The following is an 18,820-nucleotide window of genomic DNA, read 5'->3' on the forward strand; positions in this document are numbered from 1 at the left end:
TTGGCCTACTCAAAAGCGGGAATGTGGTGCAGGCACCTCTTCCCTGCGCACCGAATTCCTGGTTTTCGCGGGGCGCTCGGCGTTTTCCCAGGTCGCGATTCGGCAAGATGGGAATGTGGTGCGCGTCCGGGCACTTGAGTGCCAAAAGACGCAATTTCGAAAAGTAGCACCACTATAGTGCCTGGTCAGGAATGGGCTGGAGGTTTTGGGGTGCGTCCTTTGGCACTCACAGCACTCAGCACCCAAAAACGCCAAAGGCCCCACCAAAAAGGCGGGGCCCTAAGCCAAAAACTAAAACTACTCCACGGTGACGGAGTTGATCACGACGTCCTCGACGGGGCGGTCCATGCGGCCGGTCGGGACGTTGGCAAGCTCGTCGACGACCTTGCGGGAAGCCTCATCGGTGACCTCGCCGAAGATGGTGTGGCGGTTGTTCAGCCACGGGGTTTCGGCGACGGTGATGAAGAACTGGGAACCGTTGGTGCCTGGGCCGGCGTTGGCCATGGCCAGCAGGTATGGGCGGTCAAACTGGAGTTCTGGGTGGAACTCGTCGGCGAACTGGAAGCCTGGGCCGCCGGTGCCGGTGCCGGTTGGGTCGCCGCCCTGGATCATGAAGTCGGGGATGATGCGGTGGAAGATGGCGCCGTCGTAGAAGGGGCCTTCGGTGGTGCCGGAGGCGTTCTTGGTGGAGTAGTCGAGGGTGCCCTTCGCCAGGCCGGTGATGGTGTCAACGGTGTGTGGGGCGTGGTTGCCAAACAGGTCGACTTTGATGTCGCCGTGGTTGGTATGGAACGTCATTGTCTGCGTCTTTTGAGTCATGGTGTACAGCGTACACGACCCTCCACGCCCCTCGTCCGGTGTTAGCGCTGGGCGAGCACCGCGTCGCGTGCGGCAACCAGGTTGCGTAGCGAGGGCTCCACTTCCTCATACTTGCGCGTCTTCAGGCCGCAGTCGGGGTTGACCCAGAGGTGTTCGGCTGGGACGTGGCGCAGTGCTGCTTGGAGCAGTTCGACGATCTCCTCGACGGAAGGGACGCGTGGTGAGTGGATGTCCCAGACGCCGGGGCCGATTTCGGAGTGGAAGGTCTCGTCGATGTCGGCTAGCAGCTCCATGCGAGAGCGGGCGGCTTCGATGGAGGTGACGTCGGCGTCGAGGCCGGCGACTGCGTCGATGATCTGGCCAAACTCTGAGTAGCAGAGGTGGGTGTGGATCTGGGTGGTCGGCTTGGCGTCGACGGCGACGAGCCGGAAGGAGCGGACGGCCCAGTCGAGGTAGGACGGGCGGTCCTTGGCGCGCAGTGGCAGGAGTTCGCGCAGGGCTGGCTCGTCGATTTGGATGATGCTGATACCGGCTTCTTCGAGGTCGCGGACTTCGTCGGCGAGGGCGGCACCGATTTGGTCGGCGGAGACGGACAGGGGGACGTCGTCGCGTTTGAAGGACCAGGCCAGGATGGTGACTGGGCCGGTGAGCATGCCCTTGACCGGCTTGTTGGAGAGGGATTGGGCGTAGGTGGCCCATTCGACGGTCATTGGGGCTGGTCGGGAGACGTCGCCGTAGACGATTGGTGGGCGGGTGCAGCGGGAGCCGTAGGACTGGACCCAGCCGTTTTCGGTGACGACGAAGCCGTCGAGGAGTTCGGCGAAGTATTGGACCATGTCGTTGCGTTCGGCTTCGCCGTGGACGAGGACGTCGATGCCGATTTCTTCTTGCAGTTCGATGACCTGCTTGATTTCTTGCTGCAGCGCTTCCTTGTATTGAGCGTCGCTGAGTGTGCCATTGCGGTGTGCGGCGCGGGCTTGGCGGATCTCGGGGGTTTGGGGGAAGGAGCCGATGGTGGTCGTCGGCAAGCTGGGGAGGTTCAGCGCCTCGCGCTGGGCCTGCTGGCGCTCGGCGAACAGCGGCTGGCGCTGCACCTGACCTGCGGGAAGCGTGCCCAGGCGCTTCGCGACGGCCTCGTCGTGGCGCAGCGGGGACTCCGCGCGGGTGCGCGCGACGCGGGCGGACGCGGCGAACGCAACCTCGGCGTCCTGCGGGCCGGCGCTCAGGGCGAGGGCTTCGGCGATCTTCTCGTCGGCGAAGGCGAGCCAGGTGGCGACGTCGACGGGCAGGTTGCGCTCGGCCTTGAGGGTGTGCGGCACGTGCTGCAGCGAGGTGGACGTGGTCACCGATGTGGCGCCGAGGGTGGTGAGGATTTCGGTGCGTTCGGCGAGGTCGGCGGCCCAGACGTTGCGGCCGTCGATAAGTCCGGCGACGAGGTGTGTCTCGGGCGCGACGTGGGTGCGGACCTGCTCGACGTAGTCAGGGGTGGCCTGCAGGGTCCATGGGGACAGGTCCACATGGAGGGCTTCGGGCTTCAGTTCGCCGAGGACGGGCAGGGCGGCGTCGGCGGCGCCGTATGGGGTGGTCAGGTAGACGTTCGGGCGGGCGTCGGCGCCGAGGAGCGTCGACCATGCCTCACCCAGGTAGCGCGCGATATCGGCGTCCGGGGTGTCAACGTCAGCGACGACGATCGGCTCGGCAACCTGGACCCACTCCACACCGGCCTGGCGAAGCGCCGCGAAGACCTGAGCGTACGCGTCGACCAGGGCCGGGAGCAGGGACCACTCCACCGGCTTCGACAGCGCGAGCAGCGTGACTGGGCCGACGAGGTACGGGCGAACCTGGTGGCCGGCCTCGCGGGCCTCCTCCACGATGCGCACGATGCGGTCCGGCACCGGCGTGATCTCCTGACCAGCGGCGACCTCGGGCACGAGGTAGTGGTAGTTGGTGTCGAACCACTTGGTCATCTCCAGCGGCACGCGGGTGGCGGTGCCGCGAGCAAGCGCGAACTCCTCGTCAAGGTCGGTGCCGCCGGCGACGAGGCCGACGGTCAGCGCGGTCTCCAGGACGTGGTCGTAGAGGGCGACGTCCGCCGGGATGGCGTAGGGCTCGGAGAGGCCGAGGTCACGCAGGTGGTTGTACGTGTCGATGCGCAGGGCGCGCGTCGTGGAGCGGAACGTGTCCGCGTCGATCTGCCCGGACCAGTAGGACTCCAGGGCGCGCTTCAGTTCGCGTTGCGCGCCGATCCTCGGGTAGCCCTCGATGGTCGTGGTGGGGAATGCTACGGTGCTCACAGGTTGAGTCCTTTCAATAGTTCACGTGTTACTGCTAAGTCGTTATGTGTGTAAACATGCAGGCCACCGGTGCCGACCTGCAGAATCGTGCGCGCTAATGCAACGGTGAGTCGCATGCCAATCTGGTGCTCTTCCTCCGGTGTCCGCGCCGCTTCAAGCTGCTTGATGACGTCCACCGGGGGTGCCACACCGGACAACTCGCCCATCCTGCGCACCCGGTTCACGCTGGTCATCGGCATGATGCCGGGGATCAGCGGGATGCGCACCCCGGCGAGCCGGGCACGTTCCGCGAAGCTGAGGTAGTCCTGCGCGTCGAAGAACAGCTGCGTGATGGCGAAGTCGGCGCCGAGGCGCTGCTTGGCCAGCAACACGTCCAGGTCCTGGTCGTCGCTGGTGCTCTCCGCGTGTCCCCGCGGGTAGCAAGCCACCGACAGCGCCAGCTTGCCGGCGGCGAGGCGGTAGGCCTGGGCGTCGGCGACGTCCTGGATCAGGTTGAGCAGGTCCGTTGCGTGCTGCAGGTGTGTGTCGGGCAGGCGGTCGAGTCCGGCTGGGATGTCGCCGCGAAGGGCGAGGAATCCGCGGACGCCGGCGTCGATAAGCTGGGTGATCCACTGCCGCAGCTCGTCGGGCGTGCCGGCGGTGCAGGCGAGGTGCGCGATGGGGCGCATGCTCGTGGTCTGCGCGATGCGTTCGATGAGGCGGGCGGTGCCTTCCAACCAGTCGCTGCGGTGCGAGCTGGTGACCGACACGTAGTCGGGCTGGTAGGCGGCGAGCCCTTGGATGAGGGCGTCGAGCTTGGCGGAGTCGGCGCTGTGACGCGGTGGGATCACCTCGAAGCTGAGTGCCGTGCGTGCCCGCTGCGCGCGTGGCGCGAGCTCCTCCTCGATGCCGTCCAACGGTGCCGACGCCGAGATCCGCGTTTCCAACGTTGCCTGCCGCACCCGACTCACCTGCCTTCTGTTGCTTCCTGTTGATGGGGTGCAATGAAATTTAAGACTGGCCGCAAGGGTGCACAACTACTTTTGCGTATCGCGATGCATTGTCACAGGTCAGCGACCTGCGAAATGTGAATAATATTTCCCAAAACTGAACCGCTTGGTCTACTTCGTGCGGACTGTGGGGGCACATGTCGGTGCAGCCCGCTAGGGTGGTTGGGAAAGAACACAACGAAGGAGCACACATGAACCTCACCACTGCACGACTCGCACTGCACGGCATCAGCGGCGCCTGGAACTACTTCCGCGAACTCAACAGCAAGCAGCAGCGCGACGTCTACGAAGCACTCACCGAAGCCATCAAGGACGACAACATCGACGATCTCCACGACCTCGCCGACGTGCCACAGCTCGAGGGGATCTACGACGCCGCGCGCCAGCAGGCCGGCAAAGTCACCCGCGCCAGCCACGCGCGTATCGACGCCCGCCGCGCCCTCCACGCCGCGACCGCCCCCGACCGCAAGGCTCGCCAGATCGCGCTGAAGAAGGAAGCGCGCAAGCGTGGGACCGGCTCGAAGGTCCTGTTCGCCTCCCTCGGTGCTTGCGCGCTCGCGGCCGGCGGCTGGGCGCTGTGGGAGTTCTACCTGCGCGAAAAACTCGAGGAGCGCAACCACGAGCCGAAGCACGCGCTGCGGGAAGACGCGACTGAAGGCACGGCCACGCTGGTGTATTCCACCGATTCCGCCGACGACCAGTTCAGCACCCTCGACGCCCTCGACGAGGACCAGCGCCGCGCTACGAAGTAGCTGCTAGCTGGCGTCCACCCGCCACGCCAGCAACAGGTGGTTGACCAGGCGGGCCTTCACGTCTGGAAAAAGGTTGCGCAGATTCGCACTCATGGGGCGGGTCACCACGATGAGCTCGGCGGCGATCTCGGAGGGAGTCAGCGCTGGGTCCACCAGGCCGTGAGCGGCGGCGAGGTCCAGCAGCTCTTGGGCGTGCGCGAAGAACTCGTCGCGGCGCTGCCGCACCGTGGGCTCCAGGGCGTGCGGCGGCTCGTCCGCCGGGGCCGCCACCAGCATGCCGATACCCGAGTCGGCGCACGCCCAAATGAAGGCGCGCCACTGCTCCTCCGGGGCGCTGTCAAACTTGGCCAGCGTGTCCCCCAGCTTCGCGTCGAGCACGTCAATGAACTCGAGGGCGCACGCCTGGCGCAGGTCGGCGCGCGTCGGAAAGTGCCTGTACAGCGTGGCGATGCCCACCCCAGCGTGCTCCGCGATCTCGCCAAGCGTGACCTCCGAGTTCGGGCGGGTGCGGAAGTTCTCCACCGCCGCCCGGATCAGCTGTTCGCGCTTCTGTCTCGCATCGGCCCGCATGGTGCTTCCTTTCCGCTTGACATTAACTGATAGTCAATCCTACGCTTAGCACCATTCTGCAACGAAAATCAACCAAAGTAGGTGTTCAATGGACTGCATCCTACGAGCCGTCGACGTCGTCGTGCGCCCAGGGAACAACCCGGTCAACCTCGAGGTTGGCGAAGGGTTCACGCTGGTCACATCGCCGCGCGAGTCCGGCGCGTCCACACTGAGTATGGCGCTCGCCGGCCGCTACGAACCACACAGCGGCACCATCGAGCTTTTCGACGAGCCCACCACCGCCCGCCAACGCTTCCCCGAGATCGCCCTGGCGGGCATCTCGCTCATCGACTCCGTCGAGCGCTCCGTGCCCACCAAGGAAATCATCCGGGAGCAGATCTCCTGGGAGCTGCCGTTCTTCCGCCTCATCCCGCGTGACCTGCTCGGCCACGAACTTGTCGAACCCTGGCTGGAACCCCTCCAATTCGACCTGGACGAGGACAAACTCAAGCTCGGCATCGGCGACCTCAGCATCGTCGACCGGATGCGGCTGCGTGTACTGCTCGCGCTCATCGCGCGACCAGACGCGCCGCTCATCATCGTCGACGACCCAGACCAGCTGCGTAACTTTGAGCTGCGCAAGGAATTCATCGACAACTTGCGCGACGTCGCAGAACTCAAACCAGTGCTGGTCAACAGCGTGAACAAGGAGGACCTATGATCGCAGGGCTGCACATCGGCAGCAACTTCCGAAAGTTCGGTCACGGCAAACTGCCGCCGCTCGCCATCATCGCCATCACGCTCATCCCGCTGCTCTTCGGCGGGCTGTTCGTCTGGTCCTACTACGACCCACTGGGCAACCTACACAAGATGCCCGTCGCCCTGGTCAACTCGGACGAGGGTGAGCACGGCCTGACCGTCGTCGAAGAGCTCATGGCCGAGCAACCCATGGACTTCCGCCTGGTCAGCGCGGAGGAAGCCCAAAAGGGCGTCGCCGACGGCACCTATTACCTCGGCGTGGAGATCCCCAGCGACTTCTCCGAAGCCGCCGAATCCGTCAACTCCGACAACCCCCACCAGGCGAAACTCAACATCTCCCTTAATGAGACCAACGGGTTCATTCCCACCATGCTGGGCAACCAGGTGACCCTGATCATGAGCTCCGTCATCTCAGAGAGCGTGAGTAAAGAGGTGGTCAACCAGCTCTTCGTCGGCTTCAACACCATCCACGACGGCATGGTGCAGGCCGCCGATGGCGCGGGCAAACTCGATGACGGCGCCAACAAAGCCAAGGACGGCAGCGGCAAACTGAAGGACGGCGCCGGCAAGCTCAACGGCGGCGTCGGGGAGCTTGACAACGGCATCAAGAAGCTCGCCGACGGCGCGCAGCAACTCGACTCCGGCATCGGCGAACTCCAACAGGGCGCCAACACCCTCAACGAGAAGCTCGGCGAAGCCTCCCAAGGCGCCAACAAGCTTGCCGACGGCCTCTCCGCCCTCCAAGACGGCACCAACCAGCTGGGCGCCGGAGCAGCCGCCATCGCCGGCGGCGTAGGCAAGCTGACCTCCATCACGGACCAGCTCAACGTCGCCCAGAACACCTTCAACAGCATCAACGCCACCCTGGACCAGGCCATCCGCCAACTCGACGCCACCCCAGTCCCCGGCGCGGCCGACCTGGCCAATCAGGCCCGCGGCCTGAAAGCTCAGCTCAACGGCGACCAGTTCGTCGCCATGAACCCGCAGATGATCAACGACCTGACCAGGTTGCGCAACGGCGCCCAAGAACTGTCCACCCAGCTCAACGACCCCACCGCCAAGTACCGCTCCGGCATGGACCAAGCCGCAGCCGGTGCGCAGACACTGGCGCAGGGTCTGCGTATGCTGCAGGACGGCTCCGGCACGCTCGTGGTGGGCGTCGGCAAGCTGAAGGACGGCTCCTCCCGCCTCGTCGTGGGAGCGAACTCCGCAGCCGAAGGCACCTCCAAACTCGCGGGTGGCTCCAACCAGCTCGTCGTCGGCCTCAACGACCTGAACGACGGCCTCGTCACCCTCAGCGACGGCACCGGCGAACTCAGCCTCAAACTCAACGAAGGCGCCGACAAAGCCCCAACCTGGGAAGGCGACCGCCTCGAGAAAGCCACCGAGGCCGCCGGCAACCCCGTCGTACACAACAACACCGGCGACGAACTCACCTTCTTCGGCAAGGGCCTCTCCCCCTTCTTCCTGTCCCTCTCCCTGTGGATCGGCGGGCTGGTGCTCTACATGATCCTCGCGCCGTTCTCACGCCGCGTCATCGACTCCGGCACCAACCCCTTCCGCATGGTCGCCCACACCCTGCTGCCGTCCCTCATCGTCGGCTTCGTGCAGGCCGTGCTGCTGTGGCTCGTGCAGGTCGTCGCGATCGGCGTCGAGCCGAAGCACCCACTCGGCCTGTTCGGCGTGCTGTGGTTCGGCTCCTGGGTGTTCATGTCCCTCATCCTGGCCATCAACATGGTCTTCGGCCCCGCCACCGGCAGACTGGTCACCATGGCGCTCATGTCCCTCCAGCTGGTGGCCTCCAACGGCCTCTACCCGCCCGAAGTGCAGCCAGGGTTCATCCAGTGGGTCCACGCCTGGGACCCGATGCGCTTTACCGTGGATATGATCCGCGTCGCCTTCTTCGGCAACCACGCCGAAGACCCGCGCCTGCTGCGCGCCATCGTGGTCCTCACACTGCTCGCAGTGGCCGCGTGGTTGATCAGCGCGTGGGGCATGTGGAAGCGCCGCATCCTCAACGACAAGGACATCCACCCAGAGCTGTCGCTGTAAGGCTGGCGCTGGCGTGGCACCACATTCCTGCTTTTCGGCGGGCGGGTTTTACGTTTCCCCGGTTAGCAAGTTTCTGCGGAGGAATTTGGTGTCTGGGAAAAGGGGTGAGTGACAATGGACGCAACTGGTTTTTCGCGACCTGGGCTTTTGCTGGGGTCGGCCGACAGGACTGCGTCCTTTGTCACTCACTGCCCAGTCCATGCCACCTAGGGCCAAATCCCTGATTTTGCGGATCTGGTTTTGTGTTCTCCCAGGACACAGGTCGCCGACGATGGAATTTGGTGTTGCTCCATTCTCTGTGGACACCAAAATCCTGCTTTTTAAATACCGAAGTGGTTTTCCCCAGATCGCTGGCGCTGCCCGAGGGAATTTGGTGTCACCCCAGCCTGACCGAGTGACAAAGGACGCAACCCACTTTTCGCGACCTGGGCCTTTGCTAGGGTGGGCCGACAGGACTGCGTCCTTTGTCACTCACGGTCCAATCCATGCACCAAATTCCTGTTTGACACTCATGAATGTGGTGCGCTCCCCTTCTGCGCGTGTGTTCTTCGACTGGTAGACTCGCCACATTGTTGATGCGTCAACACGTATTGCGATCTACCAATAACGAAGGAGCACACTATGTCTACATCTGCGAAGCTTGCATCCGTTGCCCTGCGCGTCCCGACGGGACTTTTCATTTTGAATTCCGCCCTGAGCAAGTTCAGCCTTAACCGCGAGGCCGCCGAGGGACTCCAGGGGATGGCGGCTACCGGCATCCCGGCACTGAGCAAATTGGATCCGGAGCAGTTCGGTAAGGGACTCGCTGTCTCTGAGTCCGCGGTGGCTGGCGCGCTGCTCGCCCCCTTTGTGAGCAACCGTCTCGCCGGTGCGGCCCTTGGCTCGTTTGGCGCTGGCATGTTGACGATGTACTTCAACAACGACGCCATGACCGAGGACGACGGCATCCGTCCTTCCCACGATGGCCTTTCCCTGGCGAAGGATTCGTGGCTGGTTTCGATGGGCGCGGCGTTGATGGCGTTGCCGAAGAAGCGGAAGTAGCCGTGTAGATTTTCTTGCAAGCAAAAACCCGGCCGGCGCACCGTGGTGGTGTGCGGGCCGGGTTTTGTTATGCCCTGGCCTCAGACTGAGGCGGAGTCAACGTTACTTTTTGTCCGCAGGCTTGGTTTCCTCGGAAGGCTTTGCTTCCGTGGTTGCCGGGTTGTCCTTCTTCGAGGAACCGTCAATCAGGGTCTGGTTGCCGGTTGCCTTGCCCAGCTGGTAGGAGGACGTTGCTTCGTCCACGCCACAGCTACGCAGGACAACGTCCATGATGATCAGGCCGGCGGTGATGGCACCGAGGGCGCCACCTGCGAGGCCGATCATCTGTGGGTTCGCTACCTGGAACGCACCCTGCAGACCAGCGGCGGTCTGTGCACGGTCGTGGTCGTAGATACCCAGGCCACGCTGGATGTCATCGTTAGCGCGCTTGATGGCTGCGTTGACCTGTGCGCGCAGGCTCTCGAGGCCCGGAATGCGGACCTGGGAGAGGATGCCCAGCGGGATCAACAGCAGCAGTGGCGACGCCATGCCGACCAGACCAGCGATGCACTTCGGGTCCTTGAAGTTCGCGTTCGAGGAACCGGACTGCTCTACCTGAACGTTGATATCGATCTTGGATGCAGCGTTGCCGCTCGGAAGCTGCGGAACAATGGTGATGTTCCCGCTCTGGGTAGGCGTGATGATCCACTTGCCGTTCTCGAATTTCACATCGGCGTTGCCACCAATGATGTCGAACCGCAGCTTGCCGAAATCGATGTCGAATTTGGCGTTCGGATCCTTCTCAATGATGATCTGACCGTTCTTGCCACGTGTGATCTTGAACAGCTTATTCGGGTCAGCGATGTTCGCGCCTTGAGAAGTAGACCAACCCTGTGGCAACACAGAGACATTGTACTTGGTCACCAGATCGCCATTCGGGTCACGCTCCTCGATGACGATGGTCTGGTGCGCGGCCGCCGGTTTAGGCGTGACTACGAACTTGCCTTCCTTCGTGCTGGTGGAAACAAGGTCGGCACCCTTGGTAACTGCAAAGGTGTTCTTCGAGTCAGCAGGTGCGAACTCTACGTCCTGGCCAACCAGCGCACCGGTGTTGACTTCCTTGTACTTGCGCTGCTTACCCGGCTTGATGTTCAAGGTGTAGCGCGCCACAACGTTGCCATTGGGGTCAATTTCTTGAACAACGCCAGACTTACCGGCAGTGCCAGCCTTAGGCTTAGCCACCCATTCCGTAAGCTTCTGACCCTCATTGTTCACAGAGCCGCTGTCAACTGTCTTGGTTTCGAAGTTCTCAGCGCCACTTGCCCACACCATAGTGTTCGGGTTGATTTCAAGTGCACGGAACTCGGAGGTCTCCGGCAAGTCCAGGGTACGTGCGCCCTTACCGTCGCCAGCACCGACAGTGAACACGTAGTTCGCGTAGACGCCACGGTCGTCAGCAACCTGGAACGTGAAGGTCTTGCCAACCGCGCTTTCCTTCGGCTTAACGGCGAAAACGCTGCCCTGTTCAGACACCTCGAAGAATTCATTCATCTTATCCGTGATGTCCGTGAGGTTGCTCTTGCCTTCAGCAGTTGCACCGGTCGAATCGATAGATGCAATTGTGCCGTCGAGGAGCTTGAAGATCTTATCGCCTTCGTAACGAGCAAGCTTGGCTACACCGTCAGTAGTGAGGGTACGCTTGATAGTCTTGTTCGTATCGCGGCCAGGCTTCAAGTTAAACGTGTAGCGCTCGAAGATGTAGCCGTCCTTCGTACGGTTCTCGACGACGACCTCACCGTTTGCGTTACGCAGCGGTTTCAGGTCCATCGTGGAGCCATCCTCCGGCTTGGACTGCAGCAACTCCTCACCCTTGACCAGCTTCAGGTTGGTTCCCTGGATAGCCATGTCGTTATCGGTGGTGATGTCGTGCTTGAGTTCCTTGACCTCGCCCGGCTTAACGTTGACAACCCACTCAGTAACCACGAGTTCAACGTACGGCTTGTCACCGTTGTTCGGATCATGCTTGATCTTATCGCCAACCAGGTCAGGGAAAGCGAGTTCCGCATTACCGTGGTCCTTCGGCTGGTTCTGGTCGTCGATGCTGTACCAGCGAATGGTTTCCTGGACGCGGACGGTGCCTTCAGAACCCGGCTTGAACCGGAAGCGCATATCGGTGATGTCACCGTTCGCGTTCTTCTTCTCTTCGCCCTCAGGGATAATCAGATCCTGGCCCTCGACGATGCGGAGGTTGTTGTTCTTCTCATCGCCAGTGCGGATCGTCATCAGCGAGCGATCAATGACATCGCGAGAGCGGGTCTCCTTATCCAAGGAGTCCGCATTGCGTGCCGGGTTGATCTGGATGTTCCAGACACCACGCAGCTCGCCCTTCTCATCGTGTACCTGCACGACGACCTTGCTGACATCGCTCGCGTTCGCAGCAGCCTCAGTTGGCTTGATGACCCACTTGCCGTCCTCCTCGGTCAGCGTCGCGTAGTCCGTGCCGTTGCCCACGATTTTGGCGGTGAGCTTATCCTGCTTGTCGATCTCGACCTTGCCGTCGTGGTTAATGATGACGTCGCGGATGTCTGGACCAGCATTCGGGTCCTTCTTCACAATGAAGGTGAACTCGTACTTGCGACCATTCTCATCGATGAACGTGACGTGTGCTTCACCCTCGGAGCCCTCGTTCGGGACGATTCGCCAGTTGTCGCCGTCCTTGACGATCTCCTTAATCACCTTGTTCACGTCAGAGGTGATCTCGTACTTGGTACCGCCACGGCGTTCAACGTAGCCGACCGAGGTATCAGCGATCTCACGTGTCACCTTGTAGGTGGAGTTGAAGTTCTCAATTGTGATGATGTTTTCCTTCTCAACACCATCCTTCGAGGTCACCTTCACACGCACTTCACCCTGGACGTTCTTGTCCTTCGGAGTGACAACGATGTGACCGGCACCGTCATCCTCCACCTTGGCGATGTCACCGCCCTTGAGAAGGTCCCACTTGTCGCCCTTCTCGATCTTGATGAGCTTGGTGCGGTCAGAGCCGCCCTGGTTGATGTTGTAGAAGTAGTTGTTGACGATCTTGTTGAGGTGCTCAATCTCGCCCGTGCGGTCGTTGATCTGCAGCTCGTAGATGTACTCGTTGCCGTTTTCGTCGGTAACAACGATCTCAACAACACCGGACCCCTTGAAGCCATCCTTTGGCTTGATGATCAGGTTGTTGTTCTTGTCACGGTCCACAATGACCAGGTCGCCACCACGAGTGATGCGCCAGGAGTAGCCCTGCTTCTTCAGGTCACCCAGGTCAAGGATCTTCTTTTCGTCCTTGTGACGAATGTCGATCGTGTTGTGGATCTCGTGAACTTCCTTGATGATCTGGGTCTCGTACTCCCGGATAATCTCCTTCTCGTTCACGTTCGTGGAGGTCGTCGTGGTTGTCGACTGCGCTGTCGTCGTCTCAGTGACGTCAGACGGTACAACCTCGACCGTGGTTGGGACGGTCGTGTACTCAGTTAACGTCGTAGGAGTGGTGTGCTCCTTCACGGTGGTGACTACGGGTGACTCGGTGATGGTCGTCGTGGTCTTGACTTCCTTGCCCGGAACCTCACGTGTGGTGATGTACGGCTCAGGCTTGGTCGTGCGCGTGGTGGTAATAGGCTCGCCATTCTTCCGCACGGTCGTTGTGTACGTCGACGCTTCCGGCGTCACTGTCTCAGTGGTCAAGCTTGGCGCCAACGTCGTCGTCGTTTCGACGGTCTTCGGAGGGAACTTCTTCCACTTCGTCACCGTGGCCTCTGGCACGCGAGTCACCGTGGTGATCGTGCTCTTCGGCAGTGTCACCGTAGTGTTGGTGTACTTCGGGGCTGGCGGCTGTGGCTTTGGCGTCTTCGGCTTTTCCAGGCCCGGTTGGGACGGAATAATCAGTCGCTGGGAAGTGTACTCACGACGCCAGCTCAAGTTCAGATTGTAGTTCTTCGGCATGAGGACGACGATGTAAGCGTCATCGCTAACTTCCTTGCGGATTTTCGCCATCGCCTCCTCATTCACCATGAGGTAGTAGTTCGGCCCCGGCGTGTTCTTGTCCACGTGACGGTAGCGAATCTCAAAGCCGGTGAGCTGGGTAAACAGCGCGTCACCCATCAGCTTAGGACGGATGTCATTGAGATACCCAAGGTTGTTGGAGAGCAGCGCCTGCATGTAGTTCATCTTCTTCTTGACGCTTGCAGTGTCGCCACGCTTCTGGTCTTCCATGACAGAGCGCATCAGGTTGATCGCGCCCTTCTCGACATCTTTATTGATGCGGTTACCCTCACCGTAGCGACCGGACTGGCCTGTGAGCTTACGGTACTCGTACCCCGCCGGGTTGTTCCATGGGTTATCTACGCCCCAGTCGATGCACCAGCCCGGACCGTACTGTGTCGGAAGTAGGTCAAGAGCGTTGGTGCCATGCGGGATACGTTCTTTCCAGAGCGCCTGCTCCTCACGTACCTGCTGCTCCACCTCTGGGCTAAGCCGATCGTATTCGGATGTAACAGCGATGTCTGCGCTTGCGTTCGGCGCAACGACGTTGGCGGTGCTAACGACCATAACGCCTGTAATCAGGCCGGCCATGATTCGCTTCTTAAGATGTGCGTTTTGCAACGGCTCAATCCTTAAAAATCGTAGGAGATATTCGAAGCAGCCTGAAGACCATCTGAACACGGATCCACAAACTGACAGACATTTATTCAATCACAAAAATCTCCCTGAAAGTAGTCCACAACGCCCCCACCACCACAAAACCACACAAACCCCCACCAAACCCCCACCAAACCCACAATAAAATCCCCCTGACCAGCACCTTCACAAAAGCTGGCAACGCACGCAACAAAAAAGTGATCTATCACACTTAAAACACCGCTGCCACCAAACAGGGGGGACACTGTCACCTGGTTTACCTCGTGAAATCCCTATCGCGGAAAGCTAGGAATGCAAAAAGACCCCTCCCCGTGCGGGAAGAGGTCTTTGCTAGAAGCGCTTACTTCTTATGTGTCTCCGAAGCTGACGTCTCGGTGGTCGGGACCGGGGTAGCGGTCTTCACCGCATCCCCCTTCTTGGAAGACCCATAGACCAACGTGTCGTTACCCGTAGCCTTACCAATCTGGTAGGACGAGGTCTTATCTCCCTGGCCACAGGAACGAAGCACTGCGTCCACAATCAGCAGACCAGCAGTGATGGTTCCAAGCGCACCGGCCGCCAGACCGACCAATTCAGGGTTCACCGCACTGAACGCGTTCTGAATGCCTGCGGCGCGCTCTGCACGGTCACGGTCGTAGATGCCCAGACCACGCTGGATGCGATCGTTTGCTTCACGCACAGCGGCGTTTAGCTTGCCCTGGATGCCCTCCAGACCCGGTACACGGACCTGGGAGAGGATGCCCAACGGAATCAGCAGCAACAGCGGCGAAGCGATGCCCACCAGCGATGCAATGCACTTGCCGTCAGAAGACCCAGCATTGTTCTGGTTGACCACGATGTTCACGGAGTAATCAGATGCAACGCCATCAGTGATGATCTTGAATTGAAGGTGCGTGGTCCCAGGCGTGATGCCACCCTTGCCCGGTTTAATCGTGATCGAGCCGTCCTTGTCATTCGGCACAATCATGTTTGGGTCGACAGGCTTGCAGTTATTCGGGCCCTCGCAGACCTTGATGCTGCCTCGATCGATTGAACCACCCTTCGGAGGAATGATACGCCAGGACCCATCTGGGTTCGGGCTGACATCGGAGTTGCCAGGCTTGACAATGACGTTGCCCTCAGAAGTGGCCGGAACATCGACGTCAATGATACGGACCGGATTACCCTTGCTGTCGACTTCCTCGATCTGTACGCGGCCGGACTTGCCAGGACGCGGCTTCAACGTGAAGCTGCCAGGCACGGTCGGGATCTCCTCGATGATGTCCTCGCCACGCAGAACGCGGAAGGTGTTCTTACCCTCACCTGCTGTGATCTTGTCCGTCAGCTTCGGCTGGTAGACACGACGCTCTTCGACGAACTTCAGCGCGCCACTGTCCTCAGTGATCGTGATGTTGTGCTGCTTGACAACCTTTCCGTTGTTGTCCTTTTCAACAACTACGACCTTGCCGCCCTTCGACCCTTCCTTCATGCGGAGAGTGAAGTTGTTCTCGGAGTCCTTGACAATCTCAACGTGTTCCTGACCCTCAACAACCTCATACTTGTGGTTGTTAACGATCGTCACGTCGAAGGTGCCCTTCTCCGTGATCGTGTAGGAACGTTCGATCTTGCCGGAGGAGCTGGAGCCACCCTTGCCCTTCGTGATGTTCAGGATGAACTTCTGGTAGACGTTGCCATCCTTGTCGGTGACCTCAACGACAACCTTGCCCTCAGCGCCGTCCTTCGGAGTGACAGTCCATTCGTCGCCCTTGTTGGACAGGTCGGCGAGGTTGCCGCCCTCAACGATCTTCACGGTGTCGCCTGGGTTGACGTTCGAGGTGAACTTGTCGTCGGACGTGATCTCGAAGGAGCTCACGTTTGGTTCGTTCGGCGTCACGTTGTAGATGAAGCGCTTGATCGGCAGGCCGCGCGAGTTCTGAATCTCGATAACAACCTTGCCGGAAACGGCCTTCTTCAGCGTGAGAGTCTGGTCGCCCTGTGGGTTGACCTTTCCATCCAGAAGGTCCGCGCCAGCGACGACGACGAACTTCTGGTTCTCGTTGACGCCAGGAAGCGTCAGTGACGAGCCTGCTGGAAGGTCGCGCTGAGTCTCATCAACCTTGGCCTGGCTGACCTTGATGACGTGCTCGATAAGCTCGTAACCGTTTGCGGACTTCTCCACGACGCGGAATTCACCGACGAAGTCCGTGTTCGGCATGAGGTAGAACTTGTTCGGGTCTTTCTCATCCTTGACCCAGCTGAAGTTATCGGTGCCGTCAGGGAAGGTGAACTCGTTGCTGCCCAGACCCTTCGTCAGGACCAAGGTGCGCCGGTTCGAAATCTCGGTCACGACGGTCTGCTTCTCAGGCTTCGCTTCCTGTGGGGTGACCACGATGGTGTAAACAGCAACCAGCTGGCCGTTTGCGTCCTTGACGTGTGCAACGATCAGGCCTTCGCCATTCGGCTCAAGGGTCCATTTGCCGTCGCCTTGCAGCTGCGCATCGTCGACAAGCTCTTTGCCTCGAGCGATCTGGAGCGTGTCGCCCTTTTCGCCCTCAAGTTGAACCTTGTCGCCAACGGTAATGATCTCGGTCTTAGAGTCAACGAGGACATTCCGGCCGTCACGAACGTCGAGGGTAAACACGAAGGTTTCGCCCTTATCGTTCTTGGCGCGAATGATGACCTCACCGGTCTTGCCAGCCTTCGGGGTCAGTACCCACTGGCCACCCTTCTCCTCAAGGGACTCGATCAGGTCCTTGCCCTTCAGGATCTCAGGCTCGCCCTGGATGTTGTCAACCTCGATCTTGTACGAGGAGACGTTACCGATCACGCGGGACTGGTTGTACTTGTTCGGCTTGGTGTCAACGTTGAACTCGTAGTTCTCTTCGTTGCCGGTCGGCTTACCGTCCTTGTCAACCTCGAAGACCTTGATCTTCACCTTGCCGGTGATGACGCCATCCTTGACGTTAACGCGCAGTGTGTCGCCATCTTCGGTGGTGGTGACCAATTCCTTGCCCTCGGTGACCTCGTACTTCCAGCCCTTCGGAATCGTGATCGACTGGTCAAGGCCGGTGACGGACACGTTGAAGAAGTGGTTGTTCACGCGAACGGTCTTCTCGGTGGTCTTGTTCGAGTCTTTGTTCACAACGTGAATCGTGTACTCGTAACGGTTGCCGTCACCGTCGGTAATGACAATGCGAACGTCGCCTTCGCCCTGCTTCTTCGGGGTGATAACCAGGCGGTTGTTTTCCTTTTTAACGTCAACCAGACCGTTGGAGTCGTCGACAAACTCGATCTTCCAGTTGCCCGACTTGTTCGGCACGATGACCTTGGACTCGCTCTTGTTCGAGAAGTCGTACACGTAGCTGTACTTGTAGAAGTGGCGTTCAACCGTGGTGGTCTTGCGGGTCTCGGACACGCGGGTGACGGTGGTATCGACGACCTTCGTTTCAGTCTTCGGAGCAGCCGTGACGGTCTTCGTCTCAGTCTTCGGGGCCAGCGTCTTCGTCGCGGTGACGTAGGTTGGCTCGGTGACGGTAACCTTTGGACGCACCTTGTCGGTCTCGGTGATCGTCGGGCGGACCGTTGCGGTCTCGGTGACGGTGACAGGCGTCTTCTTCTCAATGACCACAACATCCGGGTCCTGCGTCACAGTCTCCGTGACAGTGGACTTCGGTGCGTTCTCAAACTCGGTAACGGTGACAGCCGGCGTGTTCGCATACTCGGTTTGCGTTACTGGCGCAGGCGTTTCCGTCTTGGTCTTGTAGTGGACCTCATGCTGCTCGTTAGTAATGGTGACCGTCGGGCGCTCAGTGATGGTCTCGTATTCAGTACCTGCATGCTCGTACACGGTGTGCGTCACGGTCGGAACGCCGGTCTCGGTCACCGTAGAGGTAACGCCAGGGCCTTCAGTTACAGTCACCGTGGTCGTGACGGTGCCGCCGTTGCCGCCGCCTGGGCGTGGGTAAAAGCCATCCAAACCAGGCTGCGTCGGAGGAATCAGGCGCTGGAAGGTTGCCTCGCGGCCATCCTGGTAGATGTTGTAATCCTTCGGCAGCAGGATAGTGACGTACTCGCCGTCGCGAACTGTACTAGCAACGCGGCTAAACGCAGCCTCATCCTTCACCAGCGCGTAGCCTGGCTGGTACTCGTTGTTACCACCGAAGACACCACTAATGCGGAAACCGGTCCACTGGGTGAATTCCTGGTTGGTCACGGTCACGCCGTTCTGCTCCTGACCGTACAAAATGCGGGAACGCTGACCGTCCAGGACGCTCTTGCTGTTCGACAGCAGGGCCTGCAGCGCGGCATTCTTCTTCTTGACGTCTTCGAAGTCGCGCTTGTACCAGGACGTCAGCATCGACTTCGTCAGCGAAATCGCTGCCTTTTCAATGTCCGGGTGAATACCAAGGCTGCCGTTAAAGCCGTTGAAACCGTACAGGCCGGACATGCCGCCCAGCTTGCGCAATTCATAACCGCGGGTATCCAGGTTTGGCTGTGGCTTCTCAAGATCAATGCACCAGCCCGGGCCCATCGGGGTGACCTGCATCCAGGTCTTCAGCATGGCCTGGTAATCATTCTGATTGGTCAGCATCTTGATCTGCTCAGTGTTAAAGCGCAGCGCCTCAGCGTACTTATCGTTCGGCAACGAAGAGTACGTGCTCGTAATGCGCTCGTCTGCGCTTGCGTCCGGGGCGACGACAACTGCGCCACCTGCAATCATTGCGCCTGAAATCAGGCCGGCCATGATTCGCTTCTTAAGATGTGCGTTTTGCAACGGCTCAATCCTTAAAAATCGTAGGAGATATTCGAAGCAGCCTGAAGACCATCTGAACACGGATCCACAAACTGACAGACATTTATTCAATCACAAAAATCTCCCTGAAAGTAGTCCACAACGCCCCCACCACCACAAAACCACACAAACCCCCAC

The 18,820-nt window shown here is 60.3% G+C and carries 10 protein-coding genes; 4 read left to right on the top strand and 6 right to left on the bottom strand.

Annotation, left to right across the window (positions count from 1 at the left end; genetic code table 11):
* Positions 1-297: 297 nt before the first annotated feature.
* The 3 genes from JMN37_RS05145 to JMN37_RS05155 are packed head-to-tail and all read right to left on the bottom strand — an operon-like array spanning position 298 to position 4,054.
* Complete coding sequence (locus tag JMN37_RS05145; RefSeq protein ID WP_070363359.1) at positions 298-819, bottom strand: peptidylprolyl isomerase; 522 nt, start codon at positions 817-819, stop codon at positions 298-300.
* 41 nt (positions 820-860) lie between these two features.
* Positions 861-3,113, bottom strand: coding sequence for a 5-methyltetrahydropteroyltriglutamate--homocysteine S-methyltransferase (metE, locus tag JMN37_RS05150; RefSeq protein ID WP_252931239.1), 2,253 nt, complete (start codon positions 3,111-3,113; stop codon positions 861-863).
* Positions 3,110-4,054, bottom strand: a complete 945-nt coding sequence (locus JMN37_RS05155; protein ID WP_370295943.1) for a methylenetetrahydrofolate reductase — start codon at positions 4,052-4,054, stop codon at positions 3,110-3,112. The genes metE and JMN37_RS05155 overlap by 4 nt, the downstream gene beginning before the upstream one ends.
* A 239-nt stretch (positions 4,055-4,293) precedes the next feature.
* On the opposite strand from JMN37_RS05155, the gene JMN37_RS05160 reads away from it, so the two are divergent.
* Positions 4,294-4,854 (top strand): hypothetical protein, encoded by a 561-nt coding sequence (locus JMN37_RS05160; RefSeq protein WP_252931240.1) that lies wholly within the window; start codon positions 4,294-4,296, stop codon positions 4,852-4,854.
* A gap of 3 nt (positions 4,855-4,857) precedes the next feature.
* Here the strand turns inward: JMN37_RS05160 and JMN37_RS05165 are convergent, their stop codons facing one another.
* Positions 4,858-5,424 (bottom strand): TetR/AcrR family transcriptional regulator, encoded by a 567-nt coding sequence (locus JMN37_RS05165; RefSeq protein WP_252931241.1) that lies wholly within the window; start codon positions 5,422-5,424, stop codon positions 4,858-4,860.
* Positions 5,425-5,512: 88 nt separating this feature from the next.
* Here JMN37_RS05165 and JMN37_RS05170 point away from each other — a divergent pair, with 88 nt between their 5' ends.
* The 3 genes from JMN37_RS05170 (at position 5,513) to JMN37_RS05180 (ending at position 9,255) form a co-directional block, all read left to right on the top strand.
* Positions 5,513-6,124, top strand: a complete 612-nt coding sequence (locus JMN37_RS05170; RefSeq protein WP_071573198.1) for an ATP-binding cassette domain-containing protein — start codon at positions 5,513-5,515, stop codon at positions 6,122-6,124.
* The gene (locus JMN37_RS05175) at positions 6,121-8,214 is read left to right on the top strand and encodes a YhgE/Pip domain-containing protein (protein WP_252931243.1); all 2,094 of its coding nucleotides are present in this window, start codon (positions 6,121-6,123) and stop codon (positions 8,212-8,214) included. Before JMN37_RS05170 ends, JMN37_RS05175 begins: the two co-directional genes overlap by 4 nt.
* A gap of 621 nt (positions 8,215-8,835) precedes the next feature.
* Positions 8,836-9,255, top strand: coding sequence for a hypothetical protein (locus JMN37_RS05180; protein ID WP_252931245.1), 420 nt, complete (start codon positions 8,836-8,838; stop codon positions 9,253-9,255).
* A 102-nt stretch (positions 9,256-9,357) separates the two neighbouring features.
* Here JMN37_RS05180 and JMN37_RS05185 read toward each other — a convergent pair whose 3' ends face one another.
* Both JMN37_RS05185 and JMN37_RS05190 read right to left on the bottom strand, forming a co-directional pair.
* Positions 9,358-13,875, bottom strand: a complete 4,518-nt coding sequence (locus JMN37_RS05185) for a hypothetical protein (protein ID WP_252931251.1) — start codon at positions 13,873-13,875, stop codon at positions 9,358-9,360.
* 376 nt (positions 13,876-14,251) lie between these two features.
* A complete protein-coding gene (locus JMN37_RS05190) occupies positions 14,252-18,634 on the bottom strand; it encodes a hypothetical protein (RefSeq protein ID WP_252931252.1) in 4,383 nt (1,460 codons plus the stop codon).
* Positions 18,635-18,820 lie beyond the last annotated feature (186 nt).

Source organism: Corynebacterium lipophilum, from assembly GCF_024102595.1.
Taxonomy (GTDB): Bacteria; Actinomycetota; Actinomycetes; order Mycobacteriales; family Mycobacteriaceae; genus Corynebacterium; species Corynebacterium pseudogenitalium.